Origin of the sequence: Cellulomonas sp. PS-H5 (assembly GCF_019265565.1) — a bacterium.
In the GTDB taxonomy this organism is placed as follows: domain Bacteria; phylum Actinomycetota; class Actinomycetes; order Actinomycetales; family Cellulomonadaceae; genus Cellulomonas.
This window is the reverse complement of the sequence record NZ_JAHVCI010000004.1, coordinates 57,658-75,441: the sequence shown is the minus strand read 5'-3', so window position 1 is coordinate 75,441 and position 17,784 is coordinate 57,658. Positions and strand designations below refer to the sequence as shown.

At 76.4% G+C, this 17,784-nt stretch carries 17 protein-coding genes; 5 read left to right on the top strand and 12 right to left on the bottom strand.

The features are described from left to right. Positions 1-12 precede the first annotated feature (12 nt). Positions 13-2,823, top strand: a complete 2,811-nt coding sequence (locus J5O08_RS21320; RefSeq protein ID WP_304518487.1) for an alpha-mannosidase — start codon at positions 13-15, stop codon at positions 2,821-2,823. 82 nt (positions 2,824-2,905) lie between these two features. Here J5O08_RS21320 and J5O08_RS03465 read toward each other — a convergent pair whose 3' ends face one another. After that, on the bottom strand, positions 2,906-5,491 hold the full coding sequence (locus tag J5O08_RS03465) for a hypothetical protein (protein WP_218705443.1): 2,586 nt from the start codon (positions 5,489-5,491) through the stop codon (positions 2,906-2,908). A 246-nt stretch (positions 5,492-5,737) separates the two neighbouring features. On the opposite strand from J5O08_RS03465, the gene J5O08_RS03460 reads away from it, so the two are divergent. Next, positions 5,738-7,108 carry an ABC transporter substrate-binding protein gene (locus J5O08_RS03460; protein WP_218705442.1) on the top strand — a complete coding sequence of 457 codons (1,371 nt, stop codon included), beginning with the start codon at positions 5,738-5,740 and terminating at the stop codon, positions 7,106-7,108. 72 nt (positions 7,109-7,180) lie between these two features. Here J5O08_RS03460 and J5O08_RS03455 read toward each other — a convergent pair whose 3' ends face one another. The 4 genes from J5O08_RS03455 to J5O08_RS03440 all read right to left on the bottom strand — a co-directional run bounded on the left by J5O08_RS03455 (position 7,181) and on the right by J5O08_RS03440 (position 9,925). Next, positions 7,181-7,642, bottom strand: a complete 462-nt coding sequence (locus J5O08_RS03455; RefSeq protein WP_308281308.1) for a nucleoside deaminase — start codon at positions 7,640-7,642, stop codon at positions 7,181-7,183. A 54-nt stretch (positions 7,643-7,696) separates the two neighbouring features. After that, positions 7,697-8,053 carry a TraR/DksA C4-type zinc finger protein gene (locus tag J5O08_RS03450; protein WP_217615080.1) on the bottom strand — a complete coding sequence of 119 codons (357 nt, stop codon included), beginning with the start codon at positions 8,051-8,053 and terminating at the stop codon, positions 7,697-7,699. Positions 8,054-8,123: 70 nt separating this feature from the next. Beyond that, a complete protein-coding gene (locus J5O08_RS03445; RefSeq protein WP_308281307.1) occupies positions 8,124-9,080 on the bottom strand; it encodes an SHOCT domain-containing protein in 957 nt (318 codons plus the stop codon). 38 nt (positions 9,081-9,118) lie between these two features. Next, positions 9,119-9,925 carry a hypothetical protein gene (locus J5O08_RS03440; RefSeq protein WP_218705440.1) on the bottom strand — a complete coding sequence of 269 codons (807 nt, stop codon included), beginning with the start codon at positions 9,923-9,925 and terminating at the stop codon, positions 9,119-9,121. A 202-nt stretch (positions 9,926-10,127) separates the two neighbouring features. On the opposite strand from J5O08_RS03440, the gene J5O08_RS03435 reads away from it, so the two are divergent. Further along, positions 10,128-11,285, top strand: a complete 1,158-nt coding sequence (locus J5O08_RS03435; RefSeq protein WP_218705439.1) for a pyridoxal phosphate-dependent aminotransferase — start codon at positions 10,128-10,130, stop codon at positions 11,283-11,285. Positions 11,286-11,321: 36 nt separating this feature from the next. Here the strand turns inward: J5O08_RS03435 and J5O08_RS03430 are convergent, their stop codons facing one another. Then, a complete protein-coding gene (locus tag J5O08_RS03430) occupies positions 11,322-11,846 on the bottom strand; it encodes an O-acetyl-ADP-ribose deacetylase (protein ID WP_218705438.1) in 525 nt (174 codons plus the stop codon). A gap of 94 nt (positions 11,847-11,940) precedes the next feature. Here J5O08_RS03430 and J5O08_RS03425 point away from each other — a divergent pair, with 94 nt between their 5' ends. Both J5O08_RS03425 and J5O08_RS03420 read left to right on the top strand, forming a co-directional pair. Next, the gene (locus J5O08_RS03425; RefSeq protein ID WP_218705437.1) at positions 11,941-12,165 is read left to right on the top strand and encodes a hypothetical protein; all 225 of its coding nucleotides are present in this window, start codon (positions 11,941-11,943) and stop codon (positions 12,163-12,165) included. Positions 12,166-12,233: 68 nt separating this feature from the next. Beyond that, positions 12,234-12,716 carry a GNAT family N-acetyltransferase gene (locus J5O08_RS03420; RefSeq protein WP_218705436.1) on the top strand — a complete coding sequence of 161 codons (483 nt, stop codon included), beginning with the start codon at positions 12,234-12,236 and terminating at the stop codon, positions 12,714-12,716. Between the two features lie 142 nt (positions 12,717-12,858). Here J5O08_RS03420 and dtd read toward each other — a convergent pair whose 3' ends face one another. The 6 genes from dtd to J5O08_RS03390 all read right to left on the bottom strand — a co-directional run bounded on the left by dtd (position 12,859) and on the right by J5O08_RS03390 (position 17,731). Next, entirely contained in the window at positions 12,859-13,296 is a 438-nt protein-coding gene (dtd, locus tag J5O08_RS03415; protein ID WP_218705435.1) for a D-aminoacyl-tRNA deacylase, read from the bottom strand. A 10-nt stretch (positions 13,297-13,306) separates the two neighbouring features. After that, on the bottom strand, positions 13,307-14,320 hold the full coding sequence (locus J5O08_RS03410; RefSeq protein WP_218705483.1) for an asparaginase: 1,014 nt from the start codon (positions 14,318-14,320) through the stop codon (positions 13,307-13,309). A gap of 101 nt (positions 14,321-14,421) precedes the next feature. Then, positions 14,422-14,769 carry a DUF2516 family protein gene (locus J5O08_RS03405; RefSeq protein WP_308281305.1) on the bottom strand — a complete coding sequence of 116 codons (348 nt, stop codon included), beginning with the start codon at positions 14,767-14,769 and terminating at the stop codon, positions 14,422-14,424. Positions 14,770-14,834: 65 nt separating this feature from the next. Then, positions 14,835-15,956 carry an aromatic acid exporter family protein gene (locus J5O08_RS03400; RefSeq protein WP_218705434.1) on the bottom strand — a complete coding sequence of 374 codons (1,122 nt, stop codon included), beginning with the start codon at positions 15,954-15,956 and terminating at the stop codon, positions 14,835-14,837. A 7-nt stretch (positions 15,957-15,963) separates the two neighbouring features. Beyond that, entirely contained in the window at positions 15,964-17,136 is a 1,173-nt protein-coding gene (locus J5O08_RS03395) for a folate-binding protein YgfZ (RefSeq protein WP_218705433.1), read from the bottom strand. Between the two features lies 1 nt (position 17,137). Next, positions 17,138-17,731 carry an FABP family protein gene (locus J5O08_RS03390; protein WP_217615072.1) on the bottom strand — a complete coding sequence of 198 codons (594 nt, stop codon included), beginning with the start codon at positions 17,729-17,731 and terminating at the stop codon, positions 17,138-17,140. Between the last annotated feature and the right edge of the window lie 53 nt (positions 17,732-17,784).

Below are 17,784 nucleotides of genomic sequence, written 5' to 3'. Positions count from 1 at the left end.
ACGAGGAGCACGATGAGCCGGCCACGCCAGACCACGGGCGCGCCCCTGTCCAACGCACCGGCGGGCACCCAGCCCCGGGACCTGCCGCCCCACCCCCGCCCGCACGCGACGCCGGACCGGACCATCCACATGATCGGGAACTCGCACATCGACCCCGTCTGGCTCTGGCCGTGGCAGGAGGGCTACCAGGAGGCGCGAGCGACGTTCTGGTCGGCGATCCACCGGATGGACGAGTACCCCGACTTCGTGTTCACCTGCGACCAGATGGTGCTGCTGTCCTGGGTCGAGGAGCAGGACCCGGAGCTGTTCGCCCGGATCACGGAGCGGGTCGCCGAGGGCCGGTGGGTCAACGTCGGCGGCTGGTGGGTCGAGCCGGACTGCAACATGCCGATGGGCGAGTCGTTCGCGCGGCAGGGCCTGTACGGCCAGCGCTACCTGATCTCCCGGTTCGGGAAGCCGGCGACGGTCGGCATGAACGCCGACCCGTTCGGGCACAGCGCGAGCCTGCCGACGGTGCTGCGCGGGCAGGGGCTCGACTCGTACCTGTTCCTGCGGCCCGGCCCGCACGAGAGCGCCCTCGACGACACCCTGTTCCACTGGCAGGCGCCCGACGGCAGCCGGGTGCTCGCCTACCGGATCCCGTTCGAGTACTGCTCCCCCGCGGGCTCGGTCGACGGCCAGGTCGACAAGGCGCTCGGCGCGCTGGACCGGTCGCTCGGCGACGTCATGGTGCTCTACGGCGTCGGCAACCACGGCGGCGGCCCGACGATCGCCAACATCGAGTCGATCCACCGCTACGACCGGATGGGCTCGTTCGGGCGGCTGCGGATGTCCTCCCCGCGCGAGTACCTGGACGGCGTCCGCGACCGCGGGCCGGCGTTCCTCGACGGCCTGGCGACCTGGACCGACGACCTGCAGCACCACGCCCCCGGCTGCTACTCGGCGCACTCCGGGATCAAGGCCTGGCAGCGCCGCGCCCAGTACGCCCTGCTGTCCGCCGAGCGCTGGGCCGCGGTCACCGCCGTCCACGACGGCACCCCGTACCCGCGCGAGGACCTGGAGCGCGCCTGGAAGCAGGTGCTGTTCAACCAGTTCCACGACGTGCTGCCGGGCTCCGCGATCGAGCACGCCTACGACGACGCCCGCGACCAGCTCGGCGAGGCCGTCGCGATCGCCAAGCGGATCATCGTCCGGGCGCACAACACGATCGCCCGGCAGGTCGACATCCCGCTCGACACCGCGACGCAGCCGGTGCTCGTGTTCAACCCGCACCCGTGGCCGGTCTCGACGGACGTCGAGCTGCACTACGGCTCCCACCCGGGCGCCGTGCACGTGGTCGACGGGGACGGCGCGGTCGCGGTGTCCCAGCCGACGCAGTCCCGCGCGGCCACCAACCAGACCGGCCGCGGGGCCCTGGTGTTCCGCGCCGAGGTCCCGGCGCTCGGCTACCGGCTGTACCGGGTCCGCACGGAGGCCGAGCCGGCCCGCCCGGAGTGGAGCGTCGCCGCCCCGGGCGCCCTGTCGGCGACCGGGACGGTACTGGAGAACGACCTGGTCCGCATCGAGCTCGACCCGGCGACCGGCTGGATCCGCTCGTACCTGGACAAGCGCACCGGGCTCGACGTCCTGCGGGGCGTCGACGGCAGCCGGCACACCCAGGTCTGCGACGACCCGACCGACACCTGGGGCCACCGCGTCGTGTCCTACGCCTGGGCGGGCGACAGCATGGCGCTCGCGCGGGTCGTCGTCCGGGAGTCCGGCCCGCTGCGCGCCCGGGTGCGGGTGGAGCGGACGTGGGGGTCCTCGACGCTCACCGAGGAGCTGCTGCTCGACCACGACTCCGCGGTGCTGCGCGTCGACGTCACGCTGGACTGGCGCGAGCGGGCGCACCTGCTCAAGCTCCGGTTCCCGACCGCGCTCACCGATCCTCGCGCGACCTACCAGATCCCGTACGCCGAGCTCGAGCGGCCGGTCGACGGCGCCGAGGAGCCCGGCCAGGGCTGGGTCGACCTCACCGGCACGCTCGACGGGCGGCCGGCGGGCCTGACGCTCGTCACGACGAACAAGCACGGCTACGACGTGTCGCCCGGCGACGAGCCGAGCATCGGCGTCACCGCCGTGCGCAGCCCGGTGTACGCGTGGCACGACCCGCGCCTGCTCGACGGCGAGGACGTCTACGCGTACCAGGACCAGGGGATCCAGCGGTTCTCCTACGAGCTGGTCCCGCACGCCGGCGACCGGCACGCCGCCGACCCCGGCCGCCGGGCCGCGCTGCTCGGGTCGCCGGTGCGCGCGATGCTCGAGTCGTTCCACGCGGGCGCGCTGCCGCACACGGGGTCGTTCGCGTCCGACGGGGGCGGCGCGGTGTCGATCACCGCGCTCAAGGGCTCGGAGGACCCGGTCGACGGGCCCGGCGGCGCGGACCTCGTGGTGCGGGCGGTCGAGACCCGCGGCGAGCGCGGAACCGCCCTGCTCGAGCTGCCGGTCGTCGGCCGGACGGTCGAGGCGGAGTTCGGGCCGTTCCAGCTGCGGACGTTCCGGGTGCCGGCCGACCCGTCCGCGCCTGTGGTGGAGGTCGATCTGGTGGAGCGGCCGCTGGCCGACGCCGGGGGCGGCGTGCGGGCCGCCGCGGCGGGGTCGGCGGGGCCCGAGCGCCGGGCGGCCGACGAGCAGGAGCGGCGGGTGGCGGCGGAGACGCCCCGGGCGACACCGACCGACGACCACGCGGCCACCGACGCGCTGACCACCACGGAGGCGTCGACGTCGGACGCCACGGGCCGCCCGCGCCCGGCCGAGGCGCCGTCGGCGGACGACGCGGGCTGACCCGCGCCTCGACCGTGCAACCGACGCGTCGAGCGAGCAGGCCACGGTTGCTCGCTCGACGCGTCGGCTACCCCCTCGGCGATCAACCCTCCCGGCGGAGCCGCACCTCGCCCACGTCGTGCGGGCCCAGCGGCACCCGACCGACGCCCGCGACGCGCCCCGGGCCGTCCCACACCACCTGGGCCACCACCGGGTCGGCACCCACGTTCCGCAGCCGCACCCGCACCGACCCGTCCGGCATCGGCCGCACCTCGGCCAGCACCCGCTCCGCCGGCGTGACCCGCAGGCCCAGCCCGCCCTCGGCGGTCACCGGGCCGTCGTAGGCCCGCGCCTGCAGCGGCTCCGCCAGGTCCCGCCCGAACACCCGCACCCGCTCCCGGGTCACCGGGCCGTCGACCGCCGCGAACCGGTACCGGTACGTCCGGGTGCCCTCCTGCCGGGCCTGGAAGTTCGTGAAGTGCAGGTTGTTCATCAGCCAGGAGGAGACGTAGCCGGTCGGCGCGCGCAGCGTCCGGGCCCACTCGCCGGTGTGCAGGCCGCCGAGCTGCACGAGCGGCGCGTCGACCGCGCCCCAGAGCACCCCGCCGTCCGCCCCCGGCGCGTGCACCCCGACCGCGTGCTGGATCGAGTACCAGTCCTTCGACGTGTCCGGCAGCTGCTCGGTCTCGGCTGCGTACACCGCGCCCGCCGTCTCGAGCAGGAACTCCGGATCGGGCACCCGGAACGGGAACGCCACGTGGATGCTCTCCGGCCCGAACGCCTCCGGCTTCACCAGGGCGACCTCGAGGTCCACGACGTCGACGTCGCGGTAGAGGGTCAGGGTGGTGGTCGCGGCGGGCAGCCCCGGCGGGGTCGTGCGCCACGCGATCCGCGCCCAGGCCTCGGTCTCGGTGACCAGCGGCTCCTCGTCGCCGGTCGCGTGCCGCCGGTCGAAGTCGGGCCCGGGGAAGTCGGGGTGGAAGTCCTTCGGGTCGCGGACGACCATCGGGTGCACGCTGCCCGGCACCACGGTCTCGGTGACGACCGCGCCCAGGCCGTGCCCCGCGCCGTCGGCGTCCACCAGCTCGCGCCCGCTCGGCACGTGCACCAGCGAGACCACCCCACCGCGCGCCGGGTCCACGACGGCCCGGTACGCGCCGCACGCCACCTCCCGCGCCGCCCGCGCGCGCCCCGGCTCCGGCGGGAGCGGCACGGTCACCACCCCGAACGCCGGGACGGTCGCGACGGTCCGCGCGCGCGTCCGGCCGTGCACCTCGACGTCCACCGGCTCGGTGCGCGCCCGCTCGGTCGGGTTCACGACCACGACCCGGGTCGCGCCCGCCCCCGCGGGCCGGTCCGCCCCGGCGGCCCCGCCCCCGCTCGCCAGCACCCGGAACAGCCCCTCGACCGCCAGGTCCCGCGCGACGTCGAACGCCCCGTACGCGAACGCGGCCTTCGCGTTCCAGTGGGAGTGGCTGAACGACGAGTACGGCTTGGAGTAGGTCTCCCAGGACCCCCACGTGTGCTCCGCGAACAGCAGCAGCTCCGCGTCCACCCGCTCCAGGTCGCGCGCGACCTCGGCGTCGGACCGCAGCCGCACCGGCCCGCGCCGGTAGCCCATGACGTCCGCGAGCGCCGGCGTCCCGTCCCCGCGCAGCCGCGTGAGCCCGAGCGTGGTCTGCGCGGCACGGGCGAACGACCGGGCCTCCCGGTAGACGGCGACCTCCCGGGCGGTGGACCCGTGCCCGTGCGCCCACCAGTCCGACCACTCCCCGCGCGCGACCGGGACGTCGGCGGCCTCGGCCTGCGGGACCAGGACGTCGAGGGCCTCGTCGATCGTGGCCGTGCGCATCGGCACGTCGGGGTGCCGGGCGTTCCAGTGCCGGACGACGTCGAGGAACAGCGCCGTCGGCCACCGGTTGTCGTTGGCCGCGTGCACGACCGCGGTGTCGTACGGGTAGTCGTCCCGCTTCCCCAGCGCGGCGACGAAGTCGGCGACGTGCGCCTCGGCCGCCTCGACGTCCCCGTCGACGATCCCCCACTCCTCGCCGACGCCGTAGTGCGTCGACAGCCAGGCGAACACCCGCGCGCCCGAGGGCCCCTCCCACCAGAACCCGGTCGGCTGCGGGTAGGGCGCGCGGCCGTGGTCGGGGTTGAGCGCCATCACGAGCCGGTCGATCCCGGCGCGGCGCATCGCGTCCACGGCGCCCCAGGCGATCCCGTTCACGTCGCCGTGCTGCTCGGTGCGGACGGGGACGCCGGCGGCCCGCACCCGGTCCAGCGCGTCGTAGGCCGCCCCGAGCTCGGCGTCGCCGAGCAGCTGGGTCATGTTGAGGTGGCCGCCGGTCACCGCGACCCGCCCCTCGCCCACCCGGCGGCGCAGCCGCTCGACGTCCGCAGGCCCCGCCTCGGCGAGGAACCGCAGCACCGGGCGGGCGACCTCGAACGTCCAGCGGAACGCGTCGGGGCCGTCGCCGTCGTTCGTGTCGCACAGGTCGAGCACCCGCCGTACGGTCGCGGCGTGCAGGTCGTCGACCAGGCGCGGGCTGTTGGTGTAGCCGACGTCGTGGTGGGTGTGGCCCACCAGCAGGACCTGCCGGATCGGGCGGTCCAGCCACGGGCCGCCGGGCAGCGGCCGGGCCGCCGCCGGCGACCGGTCGGTCGGCGTCTCGTCAGGTGCGGACGGCATCGTTGAGTCCTCACTTTGTGGCATCGTTTCCATACGAGCCTAGCCACGTGTCGGGCTCGCAGTCCACGGTGTTCAGGCGTTCGACAGGCGTGATCACTCCGTGATCCCGAGGGTCTTGTCTCAGCCGAGAGCCCTGAACTACCGTCCGATGTGGGAAGGTTTTCAGATCCTCGGCACCGGTGCCGAGGACTCTCCCGCGGGCCGGCGACGACGCCGCCCCGCAGGTGCGAGGAAGGGAAGACGTTCATGAGGAAGAGTCGCCGCGCCGCGATCGCCCTGCTGCCGGTCACCGCACTGGCCCTGGCCGCCTGCAGCTCGGGCGGAGGTGGTGACGAGGGGTCCGGCGGATCCACCGACTTCAGCACCGAGGCCTCGGGCTCGCTCAAGGCCTGGGGCTTCGAGAACGCCGACGACGTCGGCCAGTCGCGCCTCGACTACGCCGCCGACCAGCTGTCCGACGTCCAGATCGATCTCGACGCCACCGCGTTCGACGCGCAGAAGTTCACCACCCGGCTCGCCTCCGGCGACGTGCCGGACGTGGTGCAGATGGACCGCCGGTACGTGACCACGTACGCGGCGCAGGACCTGATCCTGCCGCTGGACGCCTGCTACAGCGCCCACGACGTGGACCCGGACGAGCAGTACTACCCCTCGGTCGTCGACGACGTGCGGTACGGCGACCAGGTGTGGGCGGTGCCGCAGTTCTACCAGCCGCCGGCCATCATCCTGAACAAGCGGGTCATGGACGCCGCGGGCGTGACGGCGGACCAGATCGACACCTCCCAGCCCGACGTCCTCGTCGCTGCCGTCGAGAAGATGTACGCCGAGAGCGGCGGCGTCCCGACGACGCTCGGCCTCGACCCCGTCGCCACCGGCCAGGGCGGCCTGTGGATCCTGGGCCAGGGCGGGCAGCTCACCGACGCCGACGGCAAGCCGACGCTCGACGACCCGTCCAACGTCGCCGGCATCGAGCTGCTCAAGCAGATCACCGACGCGCAGGGCGGCTTCGCCAAGGTGAAGTCGTTCACCGACTCGTTCGACACCTTCGGCGACAACAACCAGTACGTCACCGACCAGGTGGGCGCGCAGGTCAACGCCCAGTGGTACCCGAACGTGCTCGGCGCCTACGTCGGCCAGATCGAGATCGAGGCGGTGCCGTTCCTCGATCAGGACGGCAACCCGTTCTCGGTCGCCTCCGGCACGGCGTTCGTCATCCCGGCCGGCGCCCAGAACAAGGACGCCGCCTGCGCCTGGATGCTCGACCTCACCTCGCAGGACGCGTGGATGGCGGCCGGCGAGGCCCGCGCCGACACGATCGCCTCCGACGGCGGGATCAACACCGGCCTGTTCACCGGTTCCCCGGCCGCCGACAAGGCGATCCGCGACCAGTACGTGACCGAGACCGGCGACGCCGGCTTCGACCAGGTCATCTCGACCTACTACGACGTCGTGGAGTACGGGAAGACCTTCGGGTCCTCGCCCGCCGGCCAGGACATCCAGAACGAGCTGAACAACGCCATCACCGCGGCGCTGCTCGGGGACAAGACCCCCGAGGAGGCGCTGGCCGACGCCCAGACGGCGGCGCAGCGCGCGTACGACAACATCACGGGCGGCTGACCGCCGCACCACCCCGCACGACGAGGGCCCCGCCGCGGACGGCACCGCGGCGGGGCCCTCGTCGGGCCGGACTCAGCGGTGCTGCGCGAAGAACTCCCGCAGCACGGCGCCGCACTCCTCCTCGCGCACCCCGCCGACCACCTCGACCCGGTGGTTCAGCCGCGAGTCCCGCACCACGTCCCACTGCGACCCGCACGCCCCGGCCTTGGGGTCCCACGCGCCGAGCACCAGCCGCGGCACCCGTGCCAGCACGGTCGCCCCCGCGCACATGAGACACGGCTCGAGCGTCACCACCAGCGTGCAGTCGTCCAGCCGCCACCGGCCGAGCGCCTCCGAGGCGGCGCGCAGCGCGAGCACCTCGGCGTGCGCGGTGGGGTCGGCGTCGGCCTCGCGCCGGTTCCGGCCCGCGCCGACGACCTCGCCGCCGGGCCCCAGCACCACGGCGCCCACCGGGACGTCACCCGTCGCGGCGCAGCCGGCGGCCTCGGTGAGGGCCAGGCCCATGGCGGTCAGGTCGTCGGGGCGCGCGAACATGCTCACCATCCTCGCGCACGTGGCCGGGGCCCCGGCGGGCGGGTGCGCCCGCCGTCAGCGCCCCGCGCACCCCACGCAGGTCCGCGCGGTCGGCACGGCGCGCAGCCGCTCGACGGGGATCGGCCGGTGGCACCGCAGGCACGTGCCGTACGTGCCCGCGGCCAGCCGGTGCTCCGCCTCGTCGATCTCCCGCAGCCGGTCGCGCTGGTCGTGCGTCAGGGCGTCGAGCAGGCGGCGCTCGTAGGCGATCGTCGACCCCTCGGGGTCGTGCTCGTCGTCGGCGACCGACTCCCGGGACGCGGCGACGACCGCGTCCCGCTCGGCGTCGGTGCCGGCGAGCCGCGCCAGGGCCTCGCGCCGCCGCTCCGCGAGGAGCGCGGTGACCTCGGTGGGGTCGAGCGTCTGCGCCATGGGACCAGTATCCGCCCGGACGGCGCGACGCGGCAGGTCGACCGGCGCGCCCCCGCGCGCGGGACCCGGGTCAGCCGGCGAGGACGCGCGCCTTCGCGGCGGCGTACTCCTCCTCCGACAGCGCCCCCGAGGCCCGCAGCGCCTGCAGCCGCTCGAGCGCGTCGACGACCGTGCCGCTGCCGCGCGCGCCCGCCGAGGACGACGCACCCGGTCGGCCCGCGCCCGAGCCCGAGGTACCCGACGTCCCGGTCCGCCCCGGACCCGCGGGCCCACCGCCCGGCAGGTCGTCCTCCGGCAGCGGCACCAGCACCCGGACCGCCTGCTCCCGGGCCGCGCGGCCGGCAGCGGTGAGCGGCGGCGCGGGCACCACGACCACGAGCCGCCCGGCGTCGTCCGGCCGCTCGGGGTCGTAGTAGGCGCGCGGCGGGTGCCGGAACGCCTCCCGCGGCACCCGGGTGCGCACCGCGTGCCGGACGCCGCGGACGTCGTCGAAGTGCACCGTCGCCCCGACCACCGGGCCGGTCGCGCTCTCGTAATCCCGCACCCGGGCCCAGGTGCCGGTGCGCCCGCCGAGCCGCGCGAGCAGCCCGGCGCCCCGCAGCACCCGCACCCCGCCCCACAGGGCCGCGACCAGCCCGAGCGCGAGCACCAGCGCCGCGATCAGGACGTTCCGCCGCACCGCCTGCTCGGTGGTCAGCCCGTCGGTCACGGCCGCCGACCAGCCCGCGAGCAGCGCCCCGGCGCCGAGCACGACCGCGAGCCCCGGCGTCGCCCGCCGGGTGAGCGGCACGGCGGTGGCGCCGGCCGCGAGCAGCGCCAGCCCGCCCAGCACCGGCGCGGCACCCGCGAAGTCGTCCGTCGCGCACGTGCCCGCGAAGCACTCCCACCGCACGAGCGTCGCGTCGTGGGCCCCGAGCCGCAGCAGCCACCACGCCACGGCGCCGAGCGCGACGGCCGCGAGCGCCGTGCCGGCGGTGCGGGCGGCGGACCGGGACAGGACGGACGTGGGGTCGGGCGCGGGAGTCACGACCCCCATCCTGCCAACGCCGGAGGTCCGTGTGCAGGTCAGGGCACCGACGACCGGACGACGCCCGGACGCAGCGGTGTCACCCGCCGGCGCAGGTCGCGCGGCCGCGGGCGGCGGTCGAGCACCCCGGGGACGGCCGAGGTGGCCAGGAGGAGCCCTCGGAGGTCCCGGTCGATCATGCCGGCGAGCCGGAGGAGGTCGCCGAACCCCTCCGCGGCCGTTCGCCGGCGCTCACGGCCGTCGGGGCCGCGCTGCCCCGGGAGGGGGTACCCGGCGATGAGCGGCTCGTGGTGGGCCACACGGTTGCGCAGCGCGTTGACCCGGGTGACGACCTGGTGCGCGTAGGTACGGCCCCAGCGCTCCCCGTCCCCGCGCGCGGTCGCGCGACCGCCGGGGAACGCGCGGTCCAGAACTCCTCGCCACAGGACCAGGTCGTAGTCGCACCGCACCCGCCGAGGATCGCGGCCCGTGTACGCCCCGCGGTCGAGCAGCCCGGCCCAGAACCCGAAGGTGCACTGCGCCACGACCCGACCCGGCAGCTTCGGTCCCACGACGCGACCGTGGGCCTCGGCGAGCTGCGCCGCGGTCCGGTCGTCGAGCGGGACCTCGACCCGCTCGTACCAGCGCTCGCCCCACCGCTCCGCCAGCCGGTCGTTCATCGCGTTCCGGACCGCGATCTCGAGGAGCGCGATGTCGGCGAAGAACGCCACGGCGAGCTCCCGGTCCCAGAGGTACCGCGCTCGGGCGAGGTCGGCGTCACCGCCCGACACGCGCACGTAGGTGCCCATCCGGGTCGCGGACACGGAACGGTCCAGGGCGTCGCGCTGCGCGCGGGAGAGGGGCATCGGTGCGCCTCCGGGAGGGGGTAGCCTGGTCGGGCAATCCCCGGCGTACGCCTCTGTCGAACTCGAGTCGGCACGCAGCCGGGGTTTTTCTCTGCCCCCAGCCTGGGGGCCGCTCGGATCTCGCAGCAGGACGTTCGCCCCACCCGGCCACCGCACGGAGGCGGACACGGCGCCGACACATCGCGGGACTAGCCTGCACCTCGTGCCCGAGATCGCCCCCCACGCCCGCGCCGTCCCCGCCTCCGGCATCCGCCGGATCACCGAGCTCGCGTGGTCGCTGCCGGGGGCCGTGGTGCTGAGCGTCGGCGAGCCCGACCTCCCGACGGCGCCGCACGTGCTGGAGGCCGCACGCGAGGCCCTGGCCCGCGACGACACCCGGTACACGCCCAACGGCGGCATCGCCCCGCTGCGGGACGCGGTCGCGGAGTGGCTCGACCCGGAGCACGCCCTGCCCGTCCGCCGCGACAACGTGTGGATCACGGCAGGTGGTGCGCAGGCGCTGCACCTCGGGCTCAGCCTGACGGTCGGCGCGGGCGACGGCGTGCTGGTCCCGGACCCGGGCTACCCGCCGTTCTCGATGGCGACCCGGCTGCTGCAGGCCGAGGCGCAGCCCTACGCGCTGCGGCCGGAGGACGGCTTCCTGCCCGACCCGGCCGCCGTCGAGGCCGCGATCACCGACCGCACCCGGGTGCTGCTGCTGAACTCGCCGTCGAACCCGCTCGGCACGAGCCTGCCCGCCGACCTGGTCGCGGAGCTGGTGGACGTCGCCCGCCGCCACGATCTGTGGGTGCTGTCCGACGAGTGCTACGCCGCCTTCACGTACGACGCGCCGCACGTGCCCGCCGCGCGGTTCGACACCGACGGCCGGGTGCTGACGCTGCACACGTTCTCGAAGACGCACGCGATGACCGGGTTCCGCGTCGGCGTGCTGGTGGTGCCGGACCGGATGGCGCCGCTGATGCCGACGCTGCAGGAGTCGATCGTGTCCTGCGTGAACACCCCGGCGCAGTACGCGGCGCTCGCCGCGCTCACCGGCCCGCAGGACGCGGTCGAGGACGCGCGGCGCACGTACCGGGAGCACCGGGACCTCGCGACGGCGATCCTCGACGAGCGCGGCATCCCGTGGTTGCCGGCCGCCGGCGGGATCTACCTCTGGGCGGACGTCGCGCACGCGACCGGCGGGGACGTCGCGGCCTGGGCGGAGGACCTGGTGCGGACCGCGGGGGTGGCGGTGGCCCCGGGCTCGGCGTTCGGCGCCGAGGGCGAGGGCTGGGTGCGGATCTCGCTCACCGCCAGCGCCGAGGACCTGCGCGCGGGGCTGTCCCGGCTGCCGGCGCGGACGGCGGTCGCCGCGGGCTGACGCTCGGCCGGGGCGCTCGGCCCGGGCACGCTGCGATCAGTGCTCCGCGAGCGCCTCCTCGAACGCGGCGAGCACGCCGGGCGAGAACAGCACGAACCGCACCAGGTCGAGGCCGTCCGGGTGCGCGGCGGCCCACCCCCGCGCGGCGGCGACCGCCACCTCCGCGACGGTCGCCGGGGCCCAGCCGTAGACGCCCGCGCTCACCGCGGGCACCGCCACGGTGCGCGCGCCGACCCCCGCCGCGACGTCGAGCGAGCGCGTGAACGCCGACCGCAGCAACGCCGGGTCGGTCTCGCCGGCGTGGGCGTTCGGCCCGACGGTGTGCACCACCCAGCGCGCCCGCAGCCGGCCCGCACCGGTCGCCACGGCGTCCCCGACCGGCAGCCCAGCGGGCAGGGACGTGCGGCGCAGCTCCCGGCACTCGGCGAGCAGGTCCGGCCCGGCGGCGGCGTGGATGGCCCCGTCGACGCCCCCGCCGCCGAGCAGCGAGGAGTTCGCCGCGTTCACGACCGCGTCGACGTCCTGGTCGGTGATGTCCCCGGGGACCGCCTCGATGCGCATGCCCCCATCGTCGCGCGGACCTGCGGCGCTCGTCCTGCGGGCGCGACCGCCCCGGCCTACGGTGGCCCCACCTGCGAGCCCCCGGGAGGACACCGTGACCGAGCCGATCCCCACCGAGCCGACCCCGGCCGGCCCCGACGGCACCGAGCCCGTCCCGGTGCACCACGACGGCCGCGAGGACGTGCCGCTGCTCGAGGACGACGAGACGATCCCCCCGCGCCCGGAGGAGGACGTCGCCGACGTCGCCCGCGCCGTGCCGGACCCCTCCGGGCACGGCGTCCCGGAGGTCGGCGCCGACGAGGCGCGCCTGCACCCCTGAGGCGTTCACCCGGGGGCGCGCCGTGCGCCCCGGGCGACGAGCCGCGAGCCGTTTGGCATGCTGTCCGCGTGCAGATCAGGCGCGTGCAGGAGGACGACTGGCGGTCGGTCCGGGACGTGCGCCTGCGCGCCCTGCGGGAGGACCCCGACGTGTTCGGGTCGTCGCTGGCGCGCGAGGAGCTGTTCGCCGAGCCGCACTGGCGCATGCGGCTGCGCAGCGCCTCGACCTGGGTGGTCGACGAGGAGGGCACCCCGCGCGGACTCGTCGGCATGATCCAGGAGCCGGGATCTCCGACGTCGGACCGGCACGTGGTCCAGCTGTGGGTCGCCCCGGAGGCGCGCCGCCGCGGCATGGCGTGGGCGCTGCTCGACGCCGTGAAGGACGCGGCGCGGGCCGAGGGCGCCGAGACGGTGTCGCTGTGGGTCGTCGACGGGAACCACGCGGCGGGCGACCTGTTCGTCCGCGCGGGCTTCGTTCGCACCGGCGAGCGCCACGCCCAGACCCGCGACTCGTCGCGCATCGAGGAGCGCCTGGTCCTCCGCCTGCCCTGACGCTGCGCCCCGCGCCCCGCGCCCCGCGCCCCGCGAGTGCCTACCGGACACGTCGAGTGCCTACCCAGCGGATAGGCACTCGACGTGTCGGTTGTGCGGTCGGCGTGGCCGCGGCCCTCGGCACGGAGCCCCGCCCCGGCCGTCAGGTCTCCGGGGCCGACTCCAGGAGCAGCGTCACCGGGCCGTCGTTCACCAGCTCGACCGCCATGTCGGCCCCGAACACCCCCGTCGCGACCGTCAGGCCCCGCGCCCGCAGGTCCGCGACCACCGCCTCGACCAGCGGCTCCGCGACCGGACCGGGCGCCGCCGCGTTCCACGTGGGCCGACGGCCCTTGCGCGCGTCGCCGTACAGCGTGAACTGGCTGACGACCAGCACTGGCGCCCCGGCCTCGGTCACCGACCGCTCGCCGCGCAGGACCCGCAGGTCGGCGACCTTGCGTGCGACGTACTCGACCTGCGCGGGTCCGTCACCGGGGGTCACGCCGACCAGCACGACCAGACCCTCGCCCTCGAACGCGCCGACGACCGCGCCGTCCACCGTGACCGAGGCCCGGGTGGCGCGCTGGACGACCGCCCTCACGCGACCGCCCTCACGCGACCGCCTCGGGCGCGGTCGCCGCGAACGCCGGCACGACGGAGCCCACCGGCTCGCCGTGCCCGAGCACCGGCACGTCCCCGAGCGCGTCCAGCGCCGCCAGGTCGACCCCCGGCACCCCGGCGGCTCCCGCGACCCGCAGCGCCGCCGCGAGCACGGCCGGCCGCGGCCGCCCGCCTCCGTCGGCGACCTTGAACGCCACCGCGGACCCGTCCGGGAGCGCCGCCGCGTAGACGCCGTCGGCGCCGTCCTTGGCGACCAGCCCCGGCACCGCCCGCATGGCCCGGGTCACGTCCCGCTCCGCACCCCCGACGAGCTCGGGGTGCTCGGCCATCGCCAGCGCCACCCGGGCGAGCGGTGTGCCGGGGTCGGCCACCGGCGCGACCGCGATGCGGGCGAACGCCCGCGCGAGCCCGGTCAGCGTGGTGGAGAACAGCGGCGCGCCGCAGCCGTCGACGGTCACGTGCCAGGCCTGCTCGCCGGTCAGCTCCTCGACCGCCGCGCGGCACGCGACCTGCACGGGGTGCTCGGGCTCGCGGTACTCGGCGGGCTCCCAGCCGGGCTCCCCGGCGTGGGCGACGCAGGTCGCCAGCATCGCGGCGTGCTTGCCGGAGCAGTTCTGCGCGACCGGCTCCCTGCCGTGCCCCTCGGTGCGCCACTCGAAGGCCGCCTCGGCGTCCAGCGGGAAGTCGGGGGTGTTGTCCAGCGCCGACTCGTCCAGGCCCGCGCCGAGCAGCGTCTCGCGCACGACCCGCAGGTGCTCCGGGGTGCCGTCGTGGCTGGCGCAGGCGAGCGCGAGGTGCGGCCCGTCGAGGTCGAGCCCCGCGCGGAGCATGCCGACGGCCTGCAGCGGCTTGAGCGAGGACCGGGCGAGCACGGTGACCTCCGGGTCGCCCAGCGCCAGGCGCACCGAGCCGTCCGGCGCGAGCACGACCAGGTGCCCGAGGTGCACCGATTCGACGAGCTCCCCGCGCACGACGCGGGCGAGCGGCACGGCGGCCGAGGCCACGTCGCCCGCGCCCTCGGCGTGCCGCGCGACGACCGCCGCGGCGGCCTCGCCGTGCAGCCGCTCGGCCAGGTCCGGGCCGCCCTGCCGGATGCCGGGCACGCTCACCACCCGCCGCGGGTCGGGCCCTGGCCGCCACCGCCGCCGCGACGGCGGGAGTGCGGCGCGATCGCCGGGCGCACGTCGACCAGGTAGACGATCGCGGCGACGGCGCTGAGCAGCGCGAGGAACGTCGGGAACGCCCCGAGACCGAGCGGCGGCGGCACCGAGAAGAACGCCACCGCGGTCGCGATGCCCAGGATGATCGACCAGATCTGCTTGGTCTGCTTGCCCGCCGCGACGTACGCGGACGCGGGGCGGCGCAGCGCGTCGACGAGCGCCCAGACCGCGAGCACGAGGATGACGAGGGTGAACAGGAGGAACAGCAGCACCTGCACGTTGCCGAAGATCACGGGGCGAGCCTACGGTGCGCCGGCCGCCGCGCGCCCGGCGGGGTCGGCTCCCCGCCCCGGGCGCGTCAGATCTCCGGCAGCGCCTCGCGCGCGGTGCGGGAGTCGACGCCCGCCGCCTCCAGCAGGTCGACCACGAGCGACCGGACGAGCAGCAGCAGGCTCTGCGCCTGCAGGTCGTCGGGCGTCAGCGTGAACGGGTCGAGCTCGCCCGCCAGGCGCAGCAGGTCCTCCCGCGCGCGCAGCGGCTCCGCCCCCGCGCCGAGCGCCGCGGCCAGGGCGTCGGCGGCGAGCGCCACCCGGTCCACGGCGTCCGCGACCGGCCCGAGGTCGCGCTCCCGGTCCGCCTGCACCGACGCGAGCGCGCGCCGGGCCAGCACCCGGGAGTTGCGCACGGCGCGGTCGACCCGGACCGCGGACTGGCCGATCCACGCGAGCTCCGTGCGGTGCCGGCGCGCCGCCGGCGAGACCCGCGCCAGGTCGCGGGCGGAGCCGGCGGCGTCCTGCCACTCGTCGAGCGCCGGCTGCGAGGCCCGGCCGCGGATGAGCGCGTCCTCGACGTCGTGCTCCGACGGCCCGCGCATCCCGCGGGCGAGCAGCCGGAGCATCCCGGCGAGCTCCTCCACCGCGGCCCGCCCCTGGGCACGGGGTCGCCGCCGCGGGTCGCTCGGCGTGAGGGCGGCGACGGCGAGCGCGACCAGGCCGCCGACGAGCGCGTCGGTCCACCGCCCGACCGGCCCGCCCGACGCGCTGACCGCGGGCAGCCCGACGATGACGATCGACTGCACGCCCGCCTGGGTCGTGAGCATCGGCCCGCGGTCGAGGAACCGGGCGATCAGTGCCGCGACCAGCAGCACGAACGCCACCTGCCACGCGCCGGTGCCGATGACGTGCACCACGAGGTCGCCCAGCCCGACGCCGATCGCGACGCCCACCGCGAGCTCGGCGACCCGGCGCAGGTCGCGGTCGGCGGTGAACCCGAGCGCGATCCACGCGCTCACCGGCGCGAAGAACGGGGCGCTGTGCCCGAGCACGGCGGACCCGATCCAGTAGGCGACGCCCGCGGCGAGCACCGCCTGCAGGATCGGCACGAACGCCGTCCGGACCCGGGCGCGGCCCTGCCGCACGCGCGCGGCGACCTGGACCCGGACCGCCGAGGGCCCCTGGTCCGGCCGCGCCGCGCCCGTCACCGCGGGGTCACAGCATCGGGTGGCCGCCGAGGCCGCGGGTCAGCGGCCCCCGCGCGGCCGGGCGGTCGACGGACACGCCGTCGCCCGGGACCACGATCTCCTGGCCGGCGGTCAGCACGCCGCCGTCGGCCTCGACCACGACCTCGACGTCCACCGGCACCGAGCGCTTCACGACCGCCAGCGCGACCGGGCCGAGCTCGTGGTGCCGGGCGACGGTGGTGACCACCCCGACCTCGCGGCCGGGCTCGCCCGTGCTGAGCAGGTCGCCGAGGTCGCGCACGACCGCGCCGGCCTCGGGCAGCACGTGGCCCGACCCGTCGAGGTGCAGCATCACCAGCCGACGCGGGGGCCGGCCGAGGTTGTGCACCCGGGCGATGGTCTCCTGGCCGCGGTAGCAGCCCTTGTGCAGGTGCACGGCGGTGCGGAGCCAGTCGAGCTCGTGCGGGATCGTCCGGTGGTCGACCTCGCGGCCGGCGCGGGGGCGCCAGGCCTCGACGCGCACGGCCTCGCTGGCCCAGGTGCCGACGAGCGGCCAGCCGGCTGCCTCGCGCGCCCGCACGGCGTCGGCCAGGCCGGCGCGCGGGACCAGCACGAGCCGCCACGCGCGGTCGGCGCCGGGGTGCTCGTCGTCGGGCAGGCCGTACCGGGTGCCGCCGGGCAGGGTCCGCGGCCACGGGTCGCGCCAGGTGACCGGCTCGCCCTCGGCGCCCTCGGCGTCGACCGGCTCGCCGATCGCGGCCCAGCCGTCGGTCACGTCCGCGACCTCGACGCGCAGCATGAACCGCATCCGGTCCAGCCACGTCGCCAGCCCGGGCGCGGTCTCGCTGATCAGCCAGGTGGCCTCGCCGTCGTCCACGACCGCGGCGGCGTGCTCGACGTGGCCCTGCGGGCTGAGCACGAGCGTCTCCGTCGAGGTCCGCGGGGGCAGCGCGGTGAGCTCCTGGGAGGTGATGGAGTTCAGCCAGGACAGCCGGTCCGGCCCGGTGACCCGGACGACGCCCAGGTGCGACTGGTCCACGACCGCGCCGCCGCGGGTCAGCGCACGCTGCTCCGCGGTCGGGTCGCCGTAGTGCCAGGCCACGCCCGCGTCGGGACCGGACGCGGCGACGGCGCCGTGCCGGTCGAGCAGCGGGCTGCGGTGCCGGGGCTCCGCCGGTGCGACCGCGACGTCGTCGGACATGTCAGTCCGTCACGCGGCTGAGCCGCGCGGAGGCGTACGACTGCAGCTCGTGCCCGAACGCGGCGAGGTCGTGCGCCCACATGAGCTCCCCGTTGACGAGGCCGTACAGGCGCTTGCCCGCCGACACCTCGGCGCCGGACGCGGTGCGCGCGATGACGTCGCTGACCAGGTCGATGCGCCCGTTGCCCGTCGCGCCGACGTACACGGCGACGTGCCCGGACGGGTCGGCCAGGAGCAGCTCGACCGGCGACAGCGCCGACCCCATGCCCTCGGGCCGCTCCGGCGGGATGCGCCAGTAGCCGCTCTCGGTGTTCCAGACCGCGCCCTCGCCGTCGCCCTCGGCCGGGGCGGTCGCCTCGGCCGGGGTGCCGTCGGCGTCGGCGATGGCCGAGGCGTCGTCCGGCACGACGACGAGCCGGATGGTGGACGTGTAGGACAGGTACGGGCCGCCGTCGTGGTCGATCACCACGTCCTGGGTGAACGCCGTCTCCTCGATCCCCGGGTACCCCACGACGCCTTCGCCGTGCCACCGCCCCACGAGCCAGGCGAGCGGGTACATCTCCGGGGCGAGGCCCTCGGGCAGCGTGAACGCCATGGAAGCCCTTCTTGTCAGCGCTGTCCCTTGAACAGCCGGTAGACGACGAAGCC